General features: G+C 69.0%; 10 protein-coding genes. 4 read left to right on the top strand and 6 right to left on the bottom strand.

The features are described from left to right. Positions 1-373 precede the first annotated feature (373 nt). On the bottom strand, positions 374-994 hold the full coding sequence (locus tag ACZ58X_RS38610) for a hypothetical protein (protein ID WP_470338238.1): 621 nt from the start codon (positions 992-994) through the stop codon (positions 374-376). Positions 995-996: 2 nt separating this feature from the next. Further along, entirely contained in the window at positions 997-3,756 is a 2,760-nt protein-coding gene (locus ACZ58X_RS38605; RefSeq protein ID WP_470338237.1) for a DnaB-like helicase C-terminal domain-containing protein, read from the bottom strand. A gap of 505 nt (positions 3,757-4,261) precedes the next feature. Here ACZ58X_RS38605 and ACZ58X_RS38600 point away from each other — a divergent pair. Continuing rightward, the gene (locus tag ACZ58X_RS38600) at positions 4,262-4,723 is read left to right on the top strand and encodes a hypothetical protein (RefSeq protein ID WP_470338236.1); all 462 of its coding nucleotides are present in this window, start codon (positions 4,262-4,264) and stop codon (positions 4,721-4,723) included. 272 nt (positions 4,724-4,995) lie between these two features. Here the strand turns inward: ACZ58X_RS38600 and ACZ58X_RS38595 are convergent, their stop codons facing one another. Beyond that, on the bottom strand, positions 4,996-5,967 hold the full coding sequence (locus tag ACZ58X_RS38595) for a hypothetical protein (protein ID WP_470338235.1): 972 nt from the start codon (positions 5,965-5,967) through the stop codon (positions 4,996-4,998). A 248-nt stretch (positions 5,968-6,215) separates the two neighbouring features. On the opposite strand from ACZ58X_RS38595, the gene ACZ58X_RS38590 reads away from it, so the two are divergent. Next, positions 6,216-6,710 carry a hypothetical protein gene (locus tag ACZ58X_RS38590; RefSeq protein ID WP_030308740.1) on the top strand — a complete coding sequence of 165 codons (495 nt, stop codon included), beginning with the start codon at positions 6,216-6,218 and terminating at the stop codon, positions 6,708-6,710. A gap of 156 nt (positions 6,711-6,866) precedes the next feature. On the opposite strand, the gene ACZ58X_RS38585 is transcribed toward ACZ58X_RS38590, so the two are convergent. The 3 genes from ACZ58X_RS38585 to ACZ58X_RS38575 are packed head-to-tail and all read right to left on the bottom strand — an operon-like array spanning position 6,867 to position 14,100. Then, positions 6,867-9,608 (bottom strand): RNaseH domain-containing protein, encoded by a 2,742-nt coding sequence (locus ACZ58X_RS38585; protein WP_470338234.1) that lies wholly within the window; start codon positions 9,606-9,608, stop codon positions 6,867-6,869. Next, positions 9,602-12,946, bottom strand: a complete 3,345-nt coding sequence (locus ACZ58X_RS38580; RefSeq protein WP_470338233.1) for a DEAD/DEAH box helicase family protein — start codon at positions 12,944-12,946, stop codon at positions 9,602-9,604. Before ACZ58X_RS38580 ends, ACZ58X_RS38585 begins: the two co-directional genes overlap by 7 nt. Then, positions 12,943-14,100, bottom strand: a complete 1,158-nt coding sequence (locus tag ACZ58X_RS38575) for a restriction endonuclease-related protein (protein WP_158960286.1) — start codon at positions 14,098-14,100, stop codon at positions 12,943-12,945. Before ACZ58X_RS38575 ends, ACZ58X_RS38580 begins: the two co-directional genes overlap by 4 nt. Before the next feature lie 636 nt (positions 14,101-14,736). Here ACZ58X_RS38575 and ACZ58X_RS38570 point away from each other — a divergent pair. Together ACZ58X_RS38570 and ACZ58X_RS38565 are read left to right on the top strand one after the other, a co-directional pair. Next, the gene (locus ACZ58X_RS38570) at positions 14,737-15,336 is read left to right on the top strand and encodes a hypothetical protein (RefSeq protein ID WP_470338232.1); all 600 of its coding nucleotides are present in this window, start codon (positions 14,737-14,739) and stop codon (positions 15,334-15,336) included. Continuing rightward, positions 15,333-17,402 (top strand): DEAD/DEAH box helicase family protein, encoded by a 2,070-nt coding sequence (locus ACZ58X_RS38565; protein WP_470338231.1) that lies wholly within the window; start codon positions 15,333-15,335, stop codon positions 17,400-17,402. Before ACZ58X_RS38570 ends, ACZ58X_RS38565 begins: the two co-directional genes overlap by 4 nt. Positions 17,403-17,438 lie beyond the last annotated feature (36 nt).

Below are 17,438 nucleotides of genomic sequence, written 5' to 3'. Positions count from 1 at the left end.
GGTCGGGGGGGGGGGGGGGGTGGGTGGGAGGGGGGGAGGGCTCTTTTTTGGACCAAACCCCCCTTCCCCGGCTTGGGGGGGGGGTGGGGGGGGGGGGGGGGGGGTTTTTCCCCCCCCCCCCCCCCTCCACTTGCTCGACCTCGGCGTTCGTGAGCGGGGGAAACGGCTGGTCCGGGAGACAGCCGTGGGGATCGCCTGTGGTTCCGGTGCCCCACGCGAGGTTGTGCAGCCGTTCCAGGAGTGCGTCGTTGTCTGCAGCGGTGCGGCGGAGGGCATCGGTCACGGGGCGGAACTGTAAGTGGGGTGGATACCTGGGGCTCCGTAGTGGAGGTGACCGTTCGGGGATTGTCATCAGTGCTTGAGGTGGTGGTGTTCAGGCGCCGAGGCCGATGTGGGAGACGTAGGTGTAGGCGCCCCAGTCGGAGTCGAGGTCGGCAATGACGTCGTCCCAGATCTCCTCCAGCTTCGTCTCGTCGCCGTCGACCATGGCGTCGACGGCCTCGTCCCAGACGTAGCGGACCTGGATGGTGCGCAGGCGGAGGTTGTCGCGGCGGCGGGGCTGGTCGACGAGGTCCTGGTTGACGGGGTGGATCTCGACTCGGGTGCCGCGGCCGGCGTTGTTGAGGTGCTGCTTGAAGCCGCCGGGGTTGGTGAGGACGTTGTGGGCGCGCAGGTTCCAGTAGGCGGTGTCGATGGCTTCGAGATTGTGGGGGCGGGGGCGCTGGGTGCCGTGGGTCCAGGCTCGGATGGTGCGGGGGGTGGCGGTGATGCCGGCGTCGCTAAGGGCCTGGGTGCCGCCGGTGGTGGTGGTGAGATAGCGCATCCGGGCGAGCAGGCCACGGCGGGTGGTGGGCGGGGATTTGATGCCGCCTTCGATGATCATGCGCTCGAGGGCGTCTTCGAGGGCGCGGCCGAGGGCGATCTTGCCGTGGACGTTGCCGGGGTCCAGATGGGCGCCGTACTTGCCGAAGTTCTTCCATCCGTCGGTCGACACGTTCAGGCGGCCTTTCGGGTGCGCGGGAGGGTGTACTGGTCCTTGAGCTTCATCTGGGTGGTGAGGCGGCCCTCGGTGAACACGGTGCGCCAGTCGGTGCTGTCGTTGGTGGTGTGGAGTTCATCGGTGCCGCGCAGGGCGACGATGGTCAGGCCGTGGGTGTGGGCGCGGTGGGCCTTGTACCAGAGGTTGGCGAATGCCTGGGAGCGGATGATGTGCATCCAGTCCGGGCGACGCAGGTCGCGGTTGTGGGTGGATTCGCCGATGGTGGAGACGAACTTGGCGTAGATCGCCTTCACGTAGGCCTCGGTGACGGTGTCGGCGGTGGTGATGGCGTTCTCGCGGGCGAGGGTCAGGACGCGGCGGTACTTCTCCAGCAGGCTTTCGCTGGCGCCGGAGGTCCAGGCTTCGGTGATGTGGGGGGCGTCGGCGAGGCCGAGCTTGTGGCAGCGGATCAGCAGGCGAACGGTGGCGTCGTCGAGAAGCACCGGGCCACTCTCGCGGCGGTTTCCGATCGGGTCGGGCAGGTGAGGGTGCTGCCAGATGGGGCGTTTGGGCAGCAGGTAGATACCGGAGCGCTTCGGGTCGAAACCACCGTCGGGCTGATGCTGCAGGGCGCCGATCGGAAGGTGGGTCTTCAGGGCGGTGCAGTAGGCGGCGTTGGTGTCCAGGACATCGACCGCCACCGGCAGCAATCGGCCCTTGCGCAGGTCGTCGAGCAGGACGACGTTCTCCCACTTGTGGCGGCCCTCCCAGATGTCGTCGGCGCCGTTGCGGGACTTCTTGCGCAGGAAGTCCAGGGTCTCGGGATAGACGGTGTGTTCGTAGGTGGCGCCGACGCGGGTCGCGTCGAAGAGTTCCATCCCGTTCGGGATGGCCTTGTTCTCCAGCGCGACGATCGCGGCCTCGGTGTCGCGGCCGTGCTCCTCCAGGGCCTGGTCAACCGCCGAGCTGATCATGTCGAGGTAGTAGCTGTAGTCCCGGTCCGAGTAGCCGGCGCCGCGGGCGGCGGCCGCCCGGGCGCTGCCGGACCGGGCGGGGCGCAGCGGCTGGTTGCCGGTCTCGAAGGTGGCAGGAACATCCGCGGCAGGGCTCTGCACGGCGGGCACGTGGGACGAGCCGTGGGCGCCCTCGGCAGCCAGGGTCGTGCCAGGAAGCGGCGTAGCGGGCTCCGGGAGGCCTTCGGTGGTCGTGTCGGGTGTCTGGGGAACCTCCGTTGCCTGAGCGGGTCCGGTTGCGGGCGCGGCGGGGTCCGGATGGGCCTGCTGGGAGGACGCGGCGGGGCCGGCAGAGGGCGCGGCGGGAGCGCCAGATGCAGCGGCCAGGGTCGCGGAGGACGCGCCGGGCGCGGCCTCGTGGTCGGGGGTGGGGTCGGTGAGGCGGGCGTGGGCCGGGTCGGCTGCCAGGGTGAGGGTGGCGAGGCGGCCGAGGTCGCGTTCGGCAACAACGAGGCGGACACGGCCGCCGCCGGTGCCGAAGGTGGTGGGGGCCCTGTCGGGGGTGAGGGTGAGGGTGACGTCAGCGGCCAGGGCGTGGATCAGGTCGGGGTTGTCGGTGTCGAGGGCGGCGAGCACCGGGAGGTGGTGGGTGCGGGCGAGGTGGGCCAGGGCCTGGCCGGCGTCGGCGAGGGCGGGCGCACCGGACAGCGGCAGGCGGGGGTCGGGGGCGGTCTGGAGGCGGTCGACCACGACGAGGGCCAGCTCGGGGACGTCCGCGGCGGTGGTGGTGATCGCCTCCGCGTCCAGGCCGGTACCGTCGTCGATCAGCAGCGGGGCCGCGGCAAGGAGTTCGGCGGTCTGGGCAACGGCCTGGCGCTCGGTGTCGTCGAGGGTCTGGGCGCGCAGGCGGCGGTAGTCGACCGGGGTGTGCGCGGCGATCACTCGGGCGGCGATGTCGGCCCGGGTCAGCCCGGAGGCCGCGTACAGGACGGTGCGCTGCTGGTCGAGCGCGGTGGCACGGGCTGCGCTGATCGCCAGCAGGCTCGCCCCGGCGCCGGGGGCACCGGCGACCAGGTAGAACCGGCCCAGCTGCAGACCGCCCAGCGCGGTATCCAGGGTGGGGATGCCGGTCGGCAGACCCACCGACGAAGCCTGCTCGCCGCCCCCGGCCGTAGCCGTGGCGGGGAGCAGGGTGTCCAGGGCCGCCCCCAGCGGGGCAAGCCGACGGCGCGGGGCCGACGGCACCACGGCGGCGGGCGCGGACGCAGGCGCAGCGGCCGCAGCTGACGGACCGTCGGACGAGGCGGGTTCGGTGGCTGCAGCGGGCCCAGCAACTGGAGCGAGAGAGGCGGCAGCGGGCCCGGTGGCCGTTGCGAGGGGGGCGCTCGCGGGGCGAGACCCGGCGGCCGGGGTCTGCACGGCCATGGCCTCCGGTGAGGCGGCGGGAGCGGTGATCGGCGGGGCGGGTGCGATGACCGCTGCAGTGGGAGGCACCGCGGACGCACTGGACGGTGGCGGTGTCGCAGTGGCCGGGAAGAGGGCAGTGGCATAGGCCAGAACGGCTACAGGCCGCTTGTGGCGCAGTAGCACCTGCGGGGTACCGGCGGCGGCCTGGGCGACCAGGTCGCCCAGGACGGGGCGGGCCTCGGCGATACCGAAGGCCGGCGAGTCGGCCGTGGCCAGGCCTGCCGTAGTGGCCAGGTGGGCGGAGACGAGCAGGGCCCGTTCCCCCTCGCCCCGGGTGAGTTCGGTGATGGTGCCTTGCTCGGCGTCCCGGATGAGCTGAGGTAGCAGCGACCGGGCCTTGTGCACGCCCAGCGACATGGCTGGCACTCCCGGACCGGCGGTGATGGGATCGGGCGGCGGAACGGACGCGGCAGGCACCAGAGACTCCAAACGGCGCAGCAGGAACAGCAGCCAAGAATGTAACGCAAACCCTAGCATGTGCGATACATAAAATAGGGTGTGCGGTGAGCTGCGGGATTCGAGCAGGTCGTCTGTGGTTCCGGTGTGCTGTCTGCCGATCAGATATGTAATGGTACATCGTCGCCGGAACGCAGAAAGGTCCGTGCAAGGACGCGAGTGGGAGGTTGCGGCGGCTGTCAGCGGGTCGGGAGCGGACGGGCGGAGTCGCCGGGTTTCGACGTCGACGAGCCTGCGGCTCGGTCTGCCCGACTGAGGGCCCGTAGGCGAAACGGGGCGACTGGTTCCAGTAGTCATACGAGAGCGAGTGCGTGGATGTCGCGCTGTTCCGCAGCCCGACGGCCGGTCCTGGCACCTGGCCGACGCGTGCGAGACCTGTGCCAGCGCCATCCCGCACGCCGCGCGCGTGCCCACGCGCCCGACGACGGCGGCACCGGCACCCGGATCGGCATGCAGGCGGCCGCGCGGTGGGGAGGCCCGCACCGCCGCCGAGCAACGGCTCGCCGCCCGGGCCGCAGTCGCCTACACCGATGCCTCCCTGCCGTCCGGGACGAGCGGCGAGGCACGGGTGCTCGCCGTGCTGTGCGCGCTGCGCGTACGGCCCACCGGCCTCGCTCCCCCACCGCCCGGAATCACCAGGTCGCTGCGCCTGCACGCGCCCGCCGGAGCGCTGGCCGAGCTGCAGGAGGCCCGGTGGCTGCACTACCTCGGCAGGCCCTGCGGCGGCCCGGCCGTGTTCGTCCCCGAACTCGCTGGCAGCCGCGGCCGCACACGAGCCGGCCAGTGGGCCCTGCATGTTCTCTCCGACCGCAGAGCAGCGACGCTCAGGGTTTCCGTGCGACTGGCCGCGCTGACGGTCGCGGCCTAGGCGGAGCCCTCCGGCACGTCGCACCTTCTGGAGCCGGAATCCGCCGCCCGTGGCTGCGGACTGAGCGGGCAGGCCTTCCGGCATGCTCTGGACGAGGTCGGCGCCGCTGGCCTCCTCGACAGCTGGCAGCTGCTTCCAAATGGGTTGGTCCGCTGCTCCCCCACAGTTCTGCCCCCGGCCCCAGGTGGGTTTGAGCTCGGCTGCGGCGAGAGTCCGCAATGACGGCTCCGCCCGGGCTTCGTGAGCGGTGTCGCTTCCGGACTTGTCGCTGCTCAGATACCCACTGGTGCCAGCTGTGGTGGCGTGGCCGGGGATTCAGCGTCTGTCCGACCAGCCGCCTCGTAGACCTCAGCCCATATTTCGGCCTCGGAGATGGCCCGGAGCGAGACCGTCTCCTTGTATCCGTTGTAGGCGAGGCCGTTGTCCAGGACCGGCATCCAACCGCGGGCCCGCCAGGACTTCACCGTGGCTTGCTCCAGCACGTTCGCATCCCGCCCGACGGGAAACCCCATGGTCTTAAGGAGTGTCCAGCCGTTGCGACGGTGCTCATACAGTCGGTTGTTCTTCGGGTGGTCCTCGCATATGCCGATCTTGGCCGCACCGAGATCGAGCTTGACCACCAGGTAGAGTAAGGCTGGCCTGTCGGGCTTAAATCCGTACTCAGCACACGCAGCGCACGGTCCGCTTTGGAATCGCATGTTCAGGTTGGGCGCACAGAAGTGCCCCTTGGCAAGGCATGTGCCGGGCCACTTGGCGGCGTCGTTCTCGTAGGGGATGGCAGGATCCGGCTCGTAGCCCCATGATCGGGCCAGCTTCCGCGCCTTCTCGTCCGGGAACTTCATCTTCCCGCTGCAGTACTCGCATCCGCGCTGGCCGGAGCGGATGTTGTCTAGCCTCGGTTTGTCGACCACGTTCCAGCAACGCATGCACCATCCACGAACTGGCTGCTTCACATCGCGAATGATCTCCATCGGAAGGATCAGGCCCCTGGAGATCATGTCGGCACGGCGCTCGTTCGCCCTGCGGCGGTCCCGGCAGTACTGACAGGCAGAGTCGCCGCGCAACGCACGCACCTGGCTGAGGTAGGTCGGGAAGGGCGTCTCCCGCCCTGAACACCCCTCGATGAGGCATCGGACATTGAACGGTTTCGATGTCACGCCCGGGTACTGGTCTACCGGCTCGCAGCCGGCCTCGGCGAGCTCTGCGGTCGCCCCAGCATGGTCGGTCTTGGATCGCTTGGCCATCCCGCCATCATGGCGCCCTCCCCTGACAGATCGTCAGTCCCTGATTACACAATCAGCCCGTCGAAAAGCGACTGGGCATGGACTGAATCCGGTCATGTTGGGGCCGCCGCCAGCGGCTCACAGTGGGACGGCGTGAACCACGGCGGACAACCATGAACCTCCACGGACAACGAAGGGGCCTGGCCGAACCCGTGCGGGCCGGGAGCACCTGTCGTTTCGTCAGGGTCGGCTCGCGCCACACTTCCAGCATGCCGAGCTTTCATGACAGGAAGGCGATCGGTGACGCCCACGAGCGACGCGTCACCGAGGAACTCAACCATCGCGGCTGGGATGTCAGCCCCTGGGGCCAGGGAGTCATGGGCGAACCCGTCCGCCTGGCCCTCCGCAACACCGACAGCTTCCTTCGTTGGACACCCGACCTCATCGCGGCCCGTGACAGGCAGGTCGTCATGATCGACTGCAAGAGCCGAATGACCAGCCGGACCAGCAGTCGGCACGCCATTGAGAACGCCGCCGTCACCGCCCATCTCCAGCTCGTCGCCTGGACCCGGCTGCCGCTGTACTACGCCTTCGACAACCTCGACCTCCTCACCCCCAGCGACGCCCTCGGCACGGGCATCCACGGACCGCGGACCACCGCCGGCTCCGGCGCGCCCTACCTCCTCGTCCCCACCGACCGTGCCCTCGCCTTCGACCACGTTTTCGGCCCGACCCGGCGCAGCTCGCTTCCGGACGCAGCCTGAGCCCGTACCCGCCCCGACCGCCAGTTGGCTCGCCCAACCTTGCCCGCGACTCTCCCGGACTGTCAAAGCACAGTGAGACTCCCACGACGGAGCATCCAGATCAGCGGGCTGGGCAACCGGAATGCCATCACTGGATCACTGCCCGAAGTTGCAGGTTCATGACTGATCAGCGTTCTCCTCATCGGTTGGTCCCTGGTCAGTGAAAGTGGCTCCCCGGTACTCGGCGTGATTCCGATCCACGCATCCGGCAACGTGGAGGGGGGCGGGGTGGCGGGTTCGGGAGTCCCAGACCAGGGACTGGTGGCACAGGGCGGCAGCAAGAGCGGCGAGTTTCTCCGCCGGGTACGGTCCAGGCTCGGGGACGGTGATCTGGATGGCTGTGAAGCTGCTCCAGTCTTTGGCCAGGAGCGCGGTGCGCTGGTGCTCGGGGATAGTGAACCGCGTGTGCTGGGACCCGTTGACGGAGGTCTGCCCAAATCCGCTGTAGGTCCGGGATGCCTGGGCCAGGTACCAGCTGGTGACGCCGGTGGTGGTCGTGCGCTGGTGCAGCCACTCGTCCGGTGTTGCGGGGCGGTGGGGGTCTCGGCGCCGGCCGTCCGCGCGGTCGACGGGGGTGGGGACTTCGCTGTAGGAGGTGTTGACGCAGACGGTGGCAGCGACGCGGCCCTCCTCTTGGAGGGTGTCGCTCGGCAGGGCGCCCTCGCCGAGGCGGGCGTGCTGGAGTCCCGGCCAGATCGTGCGGCAGGCCTCGGCGTCGACGAAGACCACGACAGGGGTGGTGCCGGGGAGGATCCTGAGGGCGGCACGGATCTCCTCGCGCACGAGTTGGGCGCCGTCCTGGTGGCGGGCGTGCCCGTCGATGCCGATCGGTCCTGAGCCGAAGGCCGCTTCCGCATCGGGAACGGGCAGCCATGCGTGGTGTCGGCGGCTGTACATCTCCAGGCGCCACGGCACGTCGGGGTCGGGGTGTGTGTGCAGGGCGGTGAGGACTTCGACCATCTGGGTCTTGTCGGCGGAGCCGAGCGTGCGGGTGCTGCTGCGTTGCTGGCGCAGGTGCAGTCCCACGAGGACGGCGGGGTGGTCCAGGCCGACGGCGTCGGCCATGCGCCGGTCGACGGCTCCGAGTCGCAGCAGGAGGTCGCTCAGCCCGTTGATGGCGGGGTAGTCCAGGCGCGGCCGCGCGCGGGAGGCCTTGGCAGGCTCTGCCTGGTCGAGGCCTGTGTCGGTGTGGCCGGTGCTGTCGGTGTGGAGGCTGTCCTCAGTGGTGTCGTCCTTGGGCTTGGGACGCTCCTTCTGCGCGATGAACTGGGAGACCATGCCGCGTTGGTGGAAGTGCCGGCGCAGGTCGCGCTTGGGGTCGTAATCGGCGCCCTGGTCGCGGCGGGTGGTCTTCTTCTTGGGGTTCCAGAGGGTTTCGACCCAGACGCCGCTCAGTCCTGCGGCGGGCAGGTCATCGAGGAAGGCCAGTTCGCGGTCCCAATCGGGGCGGGTGGTGGCGGTGAGCGCGGGCAGCCGGCGCAGCCGGACGCTGACCCTTCCGGTCAGAGGGCAGTCCTGTTCGTCTTGCCAGTGTTCGATGTCGTCTGGGGTGTCCGCGTAGGGGGTGAGGGCTGCGGTCATCCGGTCGCGGGTGTATTCGTGGTCGTAGAGAGCGAGGATGCGCACGTGCTGGTGCCCGGTGCCGGCGAGTGCCTTATCGAGATCCTCGCGCAGGACGGGGCCTTTGGCTGTGCGGGTGACCTGGTGGCCGGTTCGGGTGTAGGTGACCTGCTCGAAGCCGTACTTGGCGCCGAGGGCGGCGTTGATGTGCCGGGCGAGGGCGAGATTGAAACGGGTTCCTGTTCCCTTGCCGAGGGGGTGGTCGGTGGGTGCGGGGACGAGTGCGCGGACGGGGCCGCCGATGGCCGCGAGTTCTGCGTTGCTGCACAGGGTGATGCCTTCGAGTTCGCAGGCGTCGACGACCTGGGCGGTGTAGCCGCGGATGTAGGGCTGCCATCTGTCTTCAGTACGGCGGTGGCCGACGGGCAGGCGGAGCACGGTGCTCTTGCCTCGGGCGACGAAGGCGGTGCGGGTGCTGGCCCAGTGGGTGGCCAGGCGGCTGGAGGTGGGCAGGATGTGGACGGCGATGCGGGATTCGCCGGGCAGGGTGACGACGCGGAAGTCGAGTTTGTGCATGGCGGCGCCGGTGGTCTGGCGGCGCCCGGCGGTGTTGGTCAGGACGTGGTTCCAGGCCAGGAGGCTGCCGTTGGTGTCCATGAGCCACTCCAGGTGCGGCCCGGGCGATGCAGGGGTGTCCGGCTGGGGGTCTTCGCCAGTTGCTGATGACGCAGCGGTATCAGGTTCCTCCTCCGGTTCTGTTTCCTCGCCGACGGAGGTCTTCAGCCGGGGTGGGGGCGGGGGGAGGTGGAAGCGGTGCTTGGCGAGGGCCGCGGCGAGGTTCCAAGCTGCGACGCGGAAGAACCATTGGGGGGCCAGGGGGCGACCGGTTGAAGCGTCAGTGATGAAGTCGGCGAGGTTCCTTCGGACTTCTTCGCATTGTCCGAGCAGCGGAGCGAGGGTGTTGGCGTCGTCTCCGCCGCGGATGTGCCGCTCCCAAGCGCGGACCGCGCGGTGAAGCAGGCGGCGGTCGATGGGCTTGGTCGTGGCGAGCATCGTCGGTACGGCGGTTTCGGCGTCGGGCTGTCCGAGCGCGTCCGGCATGATCACCACGGGCTGGTTGGTGACTGCGGACAGGGCCGTGGCGAGGGCTGCGTAGGCAGGGCGGACGGGCCGGGCGCCGTCGTGGTCGCGGTAGCTGGGAAGGTGGCTCCAGGCGACGGCGAAGTCCTCGCTGAGGGAGTAGAGCACGACCTTTCCCAGGCGCTTGGGGTCCAGGGTGTAGGCGAGGGTCGTCAGCATACGGTGTCCAGGTCTGCGCGGTGGATGGCGTGTTGGTCGGCGAAGGTGAAGAACCCGTCGGTCGATGCCTTGTTGGTGGCGACGACGGTGCCGAGTTCACCGCTGCGCCTCCATGCAGTTCGCAGCTCGCGCAGGAGGGTCGGCAGGTCGGAGTTCCCCTTGCCGTCGACGAACGCGGCGTCTACGAGGTGCAGGCGTCCTGGGGTTCCTCCCCGTCGGGCGCGGCCGACCAGTTGGATGATGGAGGCTACGAGTTCTGCGGTGATGGCGAGCTTGGCGCGTTTCGGCAGTGCCTTGAAGTAGCGTTCCCCTGCCAGGAGTTCGTCGAAGTAGGCGCTGGCAGTGGCTTTGGCCTCGGCGAGGACGGTCCAGGGCTGGTGGTGGGCCCTGCGGTCGTCGAGGGCACGGGCTCCGACGTGGGCGAGCAGTTCGTCGGGTTCGTCGACGATGGACATGGGGCGCACCGCGAGCCAGATCGATCCGATGCGGGAGCGGTGTTCGCCGGGGGCGAGGATGTTCAGGCTGCGCTCGGCCCGTTGGATCGGCGCGATGAGGATGCGGGCCTGCGGCATGCCGCCGAAGTCCTCCAACTGGCCTGCCGGGATCTCGGTCCAGTGGCGCTGGCGGACTGTCGTGGCGATGTTCGGATCTGGGTCGGGGCGGACGGCTACGGCGAGGAGGCCCGGGGATGCCCCTGCGTCAGTCAGGCCGTCGGCGAGGTCGTGGCAGCTGACGTAGGAGGTGGTGGCGAGCAGGATGGTGTCCTGGATGCCTTTGGGGTTCGTGGCCTGGAGTTGCTCGAGTTCGCGTTTGAGTTCGCTCCAGAGGCGTTTGCCGAGTTCATAGGTGGCCTGGCGTCGTTTCTTCCCGGAGAGGCCGGAGATCCGCAGGAGTTCGGCGGTGTTCTCTCCGGGGATCGCCCTGAGGTCGATGACGACTTCGCTGCCCTCGTCGGGGACGACGAAGGACGGCTTGGTGTGGACGTGGTGGCGGTGTGCGCCGGGCAGGTAAGCGGTGGCGGAAAGGCCGAGCACGATGCGGCGGTGTCCGGCGTGTGCCAGTGCGGTGGTCTGCCCAATGTCGGTGATGTAGCGGTGGGGGTCGCCGCCGAAGGCGACGGCGGACAGGCGGGTGTTCTGCGGGGCGTCGGTGTTGACGTCCTCGGTGAAGGCGAAGACCAGTCGGCCGAGCGGGCCGTGCGGGACAGCACGCCAGGCGTCGTATCCACCGAGGGCGGAGGCGATCTCTTCCGCTGCGCTCACTCCGGCGAGTTTGAGCTGGGGGGCGTCGTAGACGAATCGGTAGAGCATGTCTCTCAGCGGGATCAGGAACATGCGGCGGACCAGCCGGTCGATGGCGTCGAGGCGGGTTTTCGCTGAGGGAATCCAGGTCCGCAGGAGGTCGTCGAGGCGCTGGCGGGCGTTATCGAGGGCGCCGGCTTCGTCCTGGTGGCCGACGATGGCGCGGGCGGCGGTGGCGAGGTCGCGGAGGTGTTCGGGCAGCAGGTGGGTGTCGGTCTTCCCCCACACCGCTTCGAGGAGGACCGTGTGGCTGCTCGTGCCGGCGGGCAGCGGGGTGGACCCGATCTGTGCGGGGTCGTTGTCGAGGAGGGGGGCGAGCGTCGAGGCCAGCCAGGAATCCCACCGCTGCGGCACGATCCACCGGCGGCCGGCGTCGCGCCGCAGGCGGCGGCTGGGTCGCGCGGTGGGCTCGTCCGGGACGTGGTCGCTGCGGCCGAGGTCGCCTCTGGCCAGGTGCATGGAGTACGTCTCGGCCAGTCTGCGGCATCCGGAGACGTTCAGCCGGGCGCGTTCCTCCAGTGCTCCGGGCAGGCGGTGGAACGCGGCGACCAGTTGCCCGTCCATGTCGAGGAGCGGCCGGTCGTGCGAGCGGTCCCCCCAGGCGAGGGTCAGGCCCCGGCCCGCGTGGGCGAGGACGGTCGACTGGAACGCGTCCAGTTCGTCGATCACCACGATCTGGCAGCGGCGCAGGATGAGTTCCTCGACCGAAACGCGTTCGCTGACCGTTCCGTCGGCGAGCTCCAGGGGGATGTGCATCCGCCCTTGGTGGAGGTTCGCGTGGGTGGTGACGATGATGCGGGCGGTGGTCGCCGTGCGGGTGAGCCGGAACTTGCCGCAATCCTGACGGAAGGGGCACACCTTCGGCTGCGGCATGGTGCGGTAGTCGTCCTGCCGGGGCGGACGCACCGGGGTGAGGTTTCGGCATGGTTCGCTGCCGGGCGACCAGGTGTCCACCTCCTCGTCCACGGCTGCCAGTGCGGGCAGTTGGCAGGAGTATCCGATCCGGGCGAACACCCAGTCGACGTAGTCGCGGTCCTTGGAGTTGCGGACCGTACGCTCCAGTTCGCGGGCGAGGCTGTTGGGCGACATGAGCGGAACGACGGCCTCACCGGGCTCGAGGCCGAGTTTGGTGAGGGCGCCGGACGCCTCGAGGTCCTCCTCGATCTGTCGTGTGATCTTGAGGGCGGCCGAGTTGGTGTCGACGACGATGGCGAGTGTGAGTCCCGATTCCAGCGCCCAGGTGGCGGTGCCTCGCATCATGACACTCTTGCCGGAGCCTGTAGGCGCGCTCAGCACCTGGGTAGGGCCGGCCCGCAGTTCGAGTTTCCCTTCCAGGCGCCGGCCGTTGCGGTCGCGCATGCGCTTGAAGAACGGCCTGAGGGTCTGTTCCCGGAACGCGGTGCGGGACTTGTCGTCCAGGCGGCTGCTGAGGCTGAGGAACTCGGAGATGTCCAGGACGGCTTCGGGCAGGTCCTCTGCTGTGGCGAGGGGCAGGGCGGGCGGCCGGTGTTCCGGGACGTGCTCGTCGCCGAAGGTATAGGAGGCCAGGATCGGGGCTCTGAGGCCCTGGGCCATTGGGACGTTCAGGGTATTGGTGTGTTCGCCGGCCAGGGCGATGGGTTGCGGGCGCAGCCCCTCGGCCGCGATGGTGTCCATCTCGTCGAGGAGTCGGTCGGCGAACGCGCGGGGCGCGATGCCGTGGTGGAAGCGGACGTGTTCGCGGTCGTCAAGGAGCCGGACCCCGGGCACTTTGTCCTGTTCGAGCTGCTCGACGGCGTGGGAGCGGAAGGAGCTGTCGTTCGCGACGTCGTTGTCCCGGTGGCGCAGCATCCTGGCAAGGCGCCGCTGGTCGTCGGTCTTCAGGGCGGGGTAGCCGCTCCAAGCGTCGTACTTTCCCGTGAGCAGGTAGTGGGCGGCGGTGAGGGTCGCGGCGTCGGGTGCGCGGAAGTGGGCCTGGGCGCAGGCGAGTGCGCAGGCGAGGAGTCGGGGAAGAAGGTGTTCCTGGCGCTTCGTCTGCTGGGGTGCGGTGGTGGTCACGTGGCCTTCTTCCGCGCTCGTGCCAGTTGCTTGGCGACTTCCCTGTTGACGTCTTCGACGAGCCACACGGTGTAGTCGGGCAGGAGGTCCTGCAGTTCGATCTTCTGGCCGTGGCCGCGGTGGTCGGGGATCACGATGGTTTTCGCGGCCAGGGGCTTGTCCCTGATCTTGTCGGCCAGTGCGCTTGCGCTGGCCACGTCCTTGAGGTCGACCGCCAGCGACCAGCCGAGGCAGGCGATGGTGAATTCGACGTCGTAGAGGTCGCGGCCGGGCCACAGGGCGACTTCCAGCGGTTCCTTGCCGTGCCATTTGAGGTAGAGGCGGAGTTCCTCAACTCCGGGGACGACGATGAACCGCCAGACCGCGTGCTCGACGCACACGGTCCGCTGCGGTCCTTGAGTGCGGCGTTCGCGTGCGGCCGGGGTCCTCGGTACGCGCGGGTCACGGCGCTGCAGCCTGGGCCGACCGTCGGCGGTCGTGCCGGTGCGGATACTGTAGTGGGCCTGGTGGTACTGGTAGGTGCAGCGGACCTGGGAGCCATTGACGCGCATCGGCCATTTGCACACGGGGCACGGCCACCACCAGCGGCCATCGTGGACGCGGTCTGCGGGCAGCGGGGTGTACGGGACGGGCATGTCGATGCCAGCTTCCACGCACAGGTCGGCGATCTCCCCCACTCCCCCGACCGGGTGCTCGACGACGAATCGGCGGCGGGCCACGTACAGGCGGTCGTCGGCTCCGGTCTTGATCGCGAGGAAGGCCTCGTTCTGCACGGCCTCCTGCCGGGTCCAGGTCCAGCTCGGCAGCCAGCCACGTCCCTGGTCGCCCTTGTGCAGGAGTTCCATGATGGCGGTGCAGCCGTCGGACCAGACGTCGTCGCTGAGCTCGTCCCACTCCAGGACGGTCAGGCTCCCCAGCGGGTCGTTCTCGAAGACGTCCGGAGCCAGCCGACTCATCGGCCGACTCAGACAGTCGACGAACTCCGCCGGGGTCAGCGCCCGCTGCTGCGGGCACAGGGAGTTGACTACTCCCGTCATACTCATGATTTCACGCCAGGCACGGGATTCCTCGTGCCGGACCGTCCACGCGTGAGCCGCGCGAATAGCCGCGGTCAGGATCTTCGTCCTGCGCCGGCTCAAGGCAGTATCGAGCACCGCCGCATCTCCTCCATCACACTTTACTGAGTGTCCTTGACAGAGCGCACTAAGTGACGAGAGAGATCATGCGGGACGGGTGAGGCGTGCGAGCAACACACGCACTCCGGGCGTGTCGCATCTGCGAAGCCCTCCGAAGAGACGCTGACCTGCGATGCTTCCGCGGTTGGAGCTCCGAGCAGACACCTGAACCAATCACACCATCGGGTGAACGCGCCTACAGCAGGTCGACACCGCCCGGAGACGAAACGCGACAGCTCATCGATGCCAGGCGGACGGCTTTCCTCCCCGGGCGAGTTCAGACGAGGTTCTGCGGCGCCGGCCCTCGTAGACGCGCCCCCAGAGGACGGCGCAGCGGCGTCCGCCCCGCCGTCAACAATGTCCTGACCGACCTCGTCGCGCTTTCCGGTCCCGCGGTCTCCCCCACGGCGCGGGCCGACCGCCACCACGGTCGGACGAGGGCTCAGCCGTGCGGAACCGGAGCGCTGGGGCGAGGCCGGAAGCCGCAAGAACAGGCACGTGCCCTTGAGGCTTCCAGTGCCTGTTCCGAAGTCGCAGTGGGCTGGGGTTGCATCCTGCAACACTGGGCGGTTACAGGGGCGGATGGCGATGCAGGGCTCAAGACCGGTGGAGTGCATGGGGCTGTGGTTCGAACGCATGGCGGCGATTCCCGGCGTGGGTTTCGCTGGTAGCCCGGGGGTTTTTCGCGCATCGATTCCCGGAGTGAATGATCGCCCGGACGAGTCGTACGGCTCACCGATGTGGCTGACCGCCTTAGGTCGCACGTCGGCGACACCTGCCAGTCGGCACGTTCCAGCCGAGGCGCAGGGCACCGAGTTGGCCGTGCGGGTCTGGGAAGCACTGGAGGTTCCAGGGTCCGCGATGGACTACCACTTCGTCCTGCAGGACGCGGTCAGTCGGCTGTGGGGTTCGCGCCGGTCGAACCCTGACGGACTGGAGTTGCTTGAAGTATTCGCGCTGCTCGACTTGGAGTTGATGGAGGCCGCTCCTCAGGCTGTGTCGTTCGACGTCGCCAGCGCTGAGAGATCGTTCGTGCATGTGACTTCTGTACCTAGGCTGATCGATTTGCTCGAACGTGAGGGCGCCGTCGTGGAAGCGCTCGGACTGGCACAGCGGCTGACCCAGTTCGATCAGGGTGAGGATCTGGTGACACGGCTGTCGGAGAAGGTCGGCGCGCTCGATGCGGAGACTGCCGTGGACGGCGGCATGGCATGAGCGCGGGACTGGAGCAGTTGATCCCCGCGACTTCGTTCCTCGAGGAGGCGTTCCTACGATGGGTTCTCACTCCGGCTGCGGAACGGGGCATCGTCGCGAGGGTGCGCAGCCAGCACCCCGTCACTGTCAATGAGCGCAACTACCGGCTGGACTATTTGATCGCGGGGGACGTCCTGCAGGTGGCCGTGGAGCTGGACGGCTTCACGTTCCACAGCGACCGGGCCGCGTTCACCTATGACCGCTTGCGGCAGAACGACCTGGCCGCCACCGGGTTGACGGTACTGCGGTTCTCCTACGATGCGGTGCGCACGGACACTGCGCGCTGTGTTGCGCAGCTTCAGGCGATGCTGCGCCAGGATCCTTTACTGGCACCGTTTGTGACTGACGATCCCCGTGTCGAGGTTCCGGACATGGTGGGTGATCCGATGCGGGCAGCGGATCCGCCCGGGTGGTCGTCTCCGCCCAAAGACGGGTCCTATTTCGACGGTGTGCGTGCGCGGGTGGACCGCGGGCCGTTGCGGGCGTGCCAGGACGAGGCGCTGGCGGCACTGGCGAACTACTACGCATCCGGCGGAAGGCACGCGGCCGCGGTGATGGCGGTCGGGGCCGGCAAGACCGCTCTGGGGGTTGCGGCCGCGCTGTCGTTCAGCAGGCGGCGGGTGCTGGTGGTGACGCCGGGCTCGGTCATCCGCGGCACGTTCGCCAGAGCTCTCGACGCGGCTGCGCCGGGCAATGTCCTGTATGGGCTGGCCGGTGGTCCGATGTTGCCCGGCGCTCCCCCTCCGGCAACTCTGGTACTGGACTCGGACGACGAGCAGATCAGCCTGGTAAGCCGCGAGCGACTGCTGGCCGCCGATGTCCTGGTCACCAACTTCCATGCCCTGGGAACCGGCGAGGACAACACGGATCTGCTGGCCAAGCTGGAGCCGGGCGATGTGGACTTCATCGTCGTCGACGAGGCGCACATCGCGGCCAGTGCCTCCTACCAGCGGTTGTTCGCTCATTTCCAGGGCGCCCGGACACTGCTGATGTCAGCTTGCTTCAGGCGTCTGGATGGCAAGCCGATCGACGCCGACGTCGTCTACCGGTACCGCCTGGTGGACTCCGTCGCGGATGGTTCGGCGAAGAATCTGCGGGTCCACCGGTTCGCACCGGACGTGGAGGCGACCGTCTACGAGGCGGCGTGGCCCGACGGGCGGCGGGAACAGATCGTGGGCCGTGATGCGCTGCTGGCTGCCCTGGGGGACGAGCGGAGGATGGCGCGGATAACCGCACAGTCCGAAGCCCCGATCCATCATGTGATGGCGGTTACGCGGTCCTGCCTGGACGCGCAGGCCAAGCTGCTTGCACCCGTCAAGCCACGGGTGCTGTTCTCCGCCATGGGCCAGGCCCACGCAGAGCAGGTCGCGCGGATCGCCGAGGAGCACGGGATCGCCTGCGCCACGCTGCACCACAGCATGCCGCCGTCGGCGATCGCCTCCACCCTGCGGCGTTTCGAGTCAGACTCCGGGGACCTTCAGGGGATCGTGCAGTTGCGGATGCTCGGCCAGGGCTACGACTTTCCGCCCGTCACCGTTGTCGTGCCGATCCGCCCCTACGGCAGCTTCGGTGAGTTCTACCAGTTCGTCGGACGAGGTGTCCGCGTGCTGCGCCATCCTGGTGTGCCCGCCGACCGGCAGTACCTGGACGTGGTCTGCCACGCCGAGCTCAGTCTGGAGGAGCACCTGGAGGCCCTGTGTAAGGACAACGACATGGACCCCGCCCTGCTGCTCGACGCTCCCGTGGTCGAGGTCTCCGAACTCCACGCTGACGGGCGGGACGACTGCAGCCCCACGGACAGCGACGAAGGCGGGCGCCCGGGTGGGCTGGATGCGTTCGTCCTGTACGAGCGAGGACGGGTTGAGCAACGTGTCGTGCATGAGCTGGACCGGGTGGAGGCCCGGCGGGCGGAGCGGGAAATGCAGTTGATGGCCCAGCGCTACGCCGTCTATGCGCAGAGCACTGGCTCGCCAGTGCCGTTCGAGCAGTTCGTCGAGTATATGCGGAGGATGACCGGTGGTCGGTGAGTCGTCGTGGTGGTGGCTTCCAGCCGCTCAAGCCGG

The organism is Kitasatospora sp. NPDC040550 (assembly GCF_055594965.1).
This window is presented reverse-complemented; position numbering and strand designations above follow the sequence as displayed.

Excerpts from the sequence above, each read along its gene's own strand:
- ACZ58X_RS38605 (WP_470338237.1), bottom strand. The coding sequence starts at position 3,756 with ATGTCGCTGGGCGTGCACAAGGCCCGGTCGCTGCTACCTCAGCTCATC.
- ACZ58X_RS38595 (WP_470338235.1), bottom strand. The coding sequence starts at position 5,967 with ATGGCCAAGCGATCCAAGACCGACCATGCTGGGGCGACCGCAGAGCTC.
- ACZ58X_RS38590 (WP_030308740.1), top strand. The coding sequence starts at position 6,216 with ATGCCGAGCTTTCATGACAGGAAGGCGATCGGTGACGCCCACGAGCGA.
- ACZ58X_RS38585 (WP_470338234.1), bottom strand. The coding sequence starts at position 9,608 with ATGCTGACGACCCTCGCCTACACCCTGGACCCCAAGCGCCTGGGAAAG.
- ACZ58X_RS38570 (WP_470338232.1), top strand. The coding sequence starts at position 14,737 with ATGGGGCTGTGGTTCGAACGCATGGCGGCGATTCCCGGCGTGGGTTTC.
- ACZ58X_RS38565 (WP_470338231.1), top strand. The coding sequence starts at position 15,333 with ATGAGCGCGGGACTGGAGCAGTTGATCCCCGCGACTTCGTTCCTCGAG.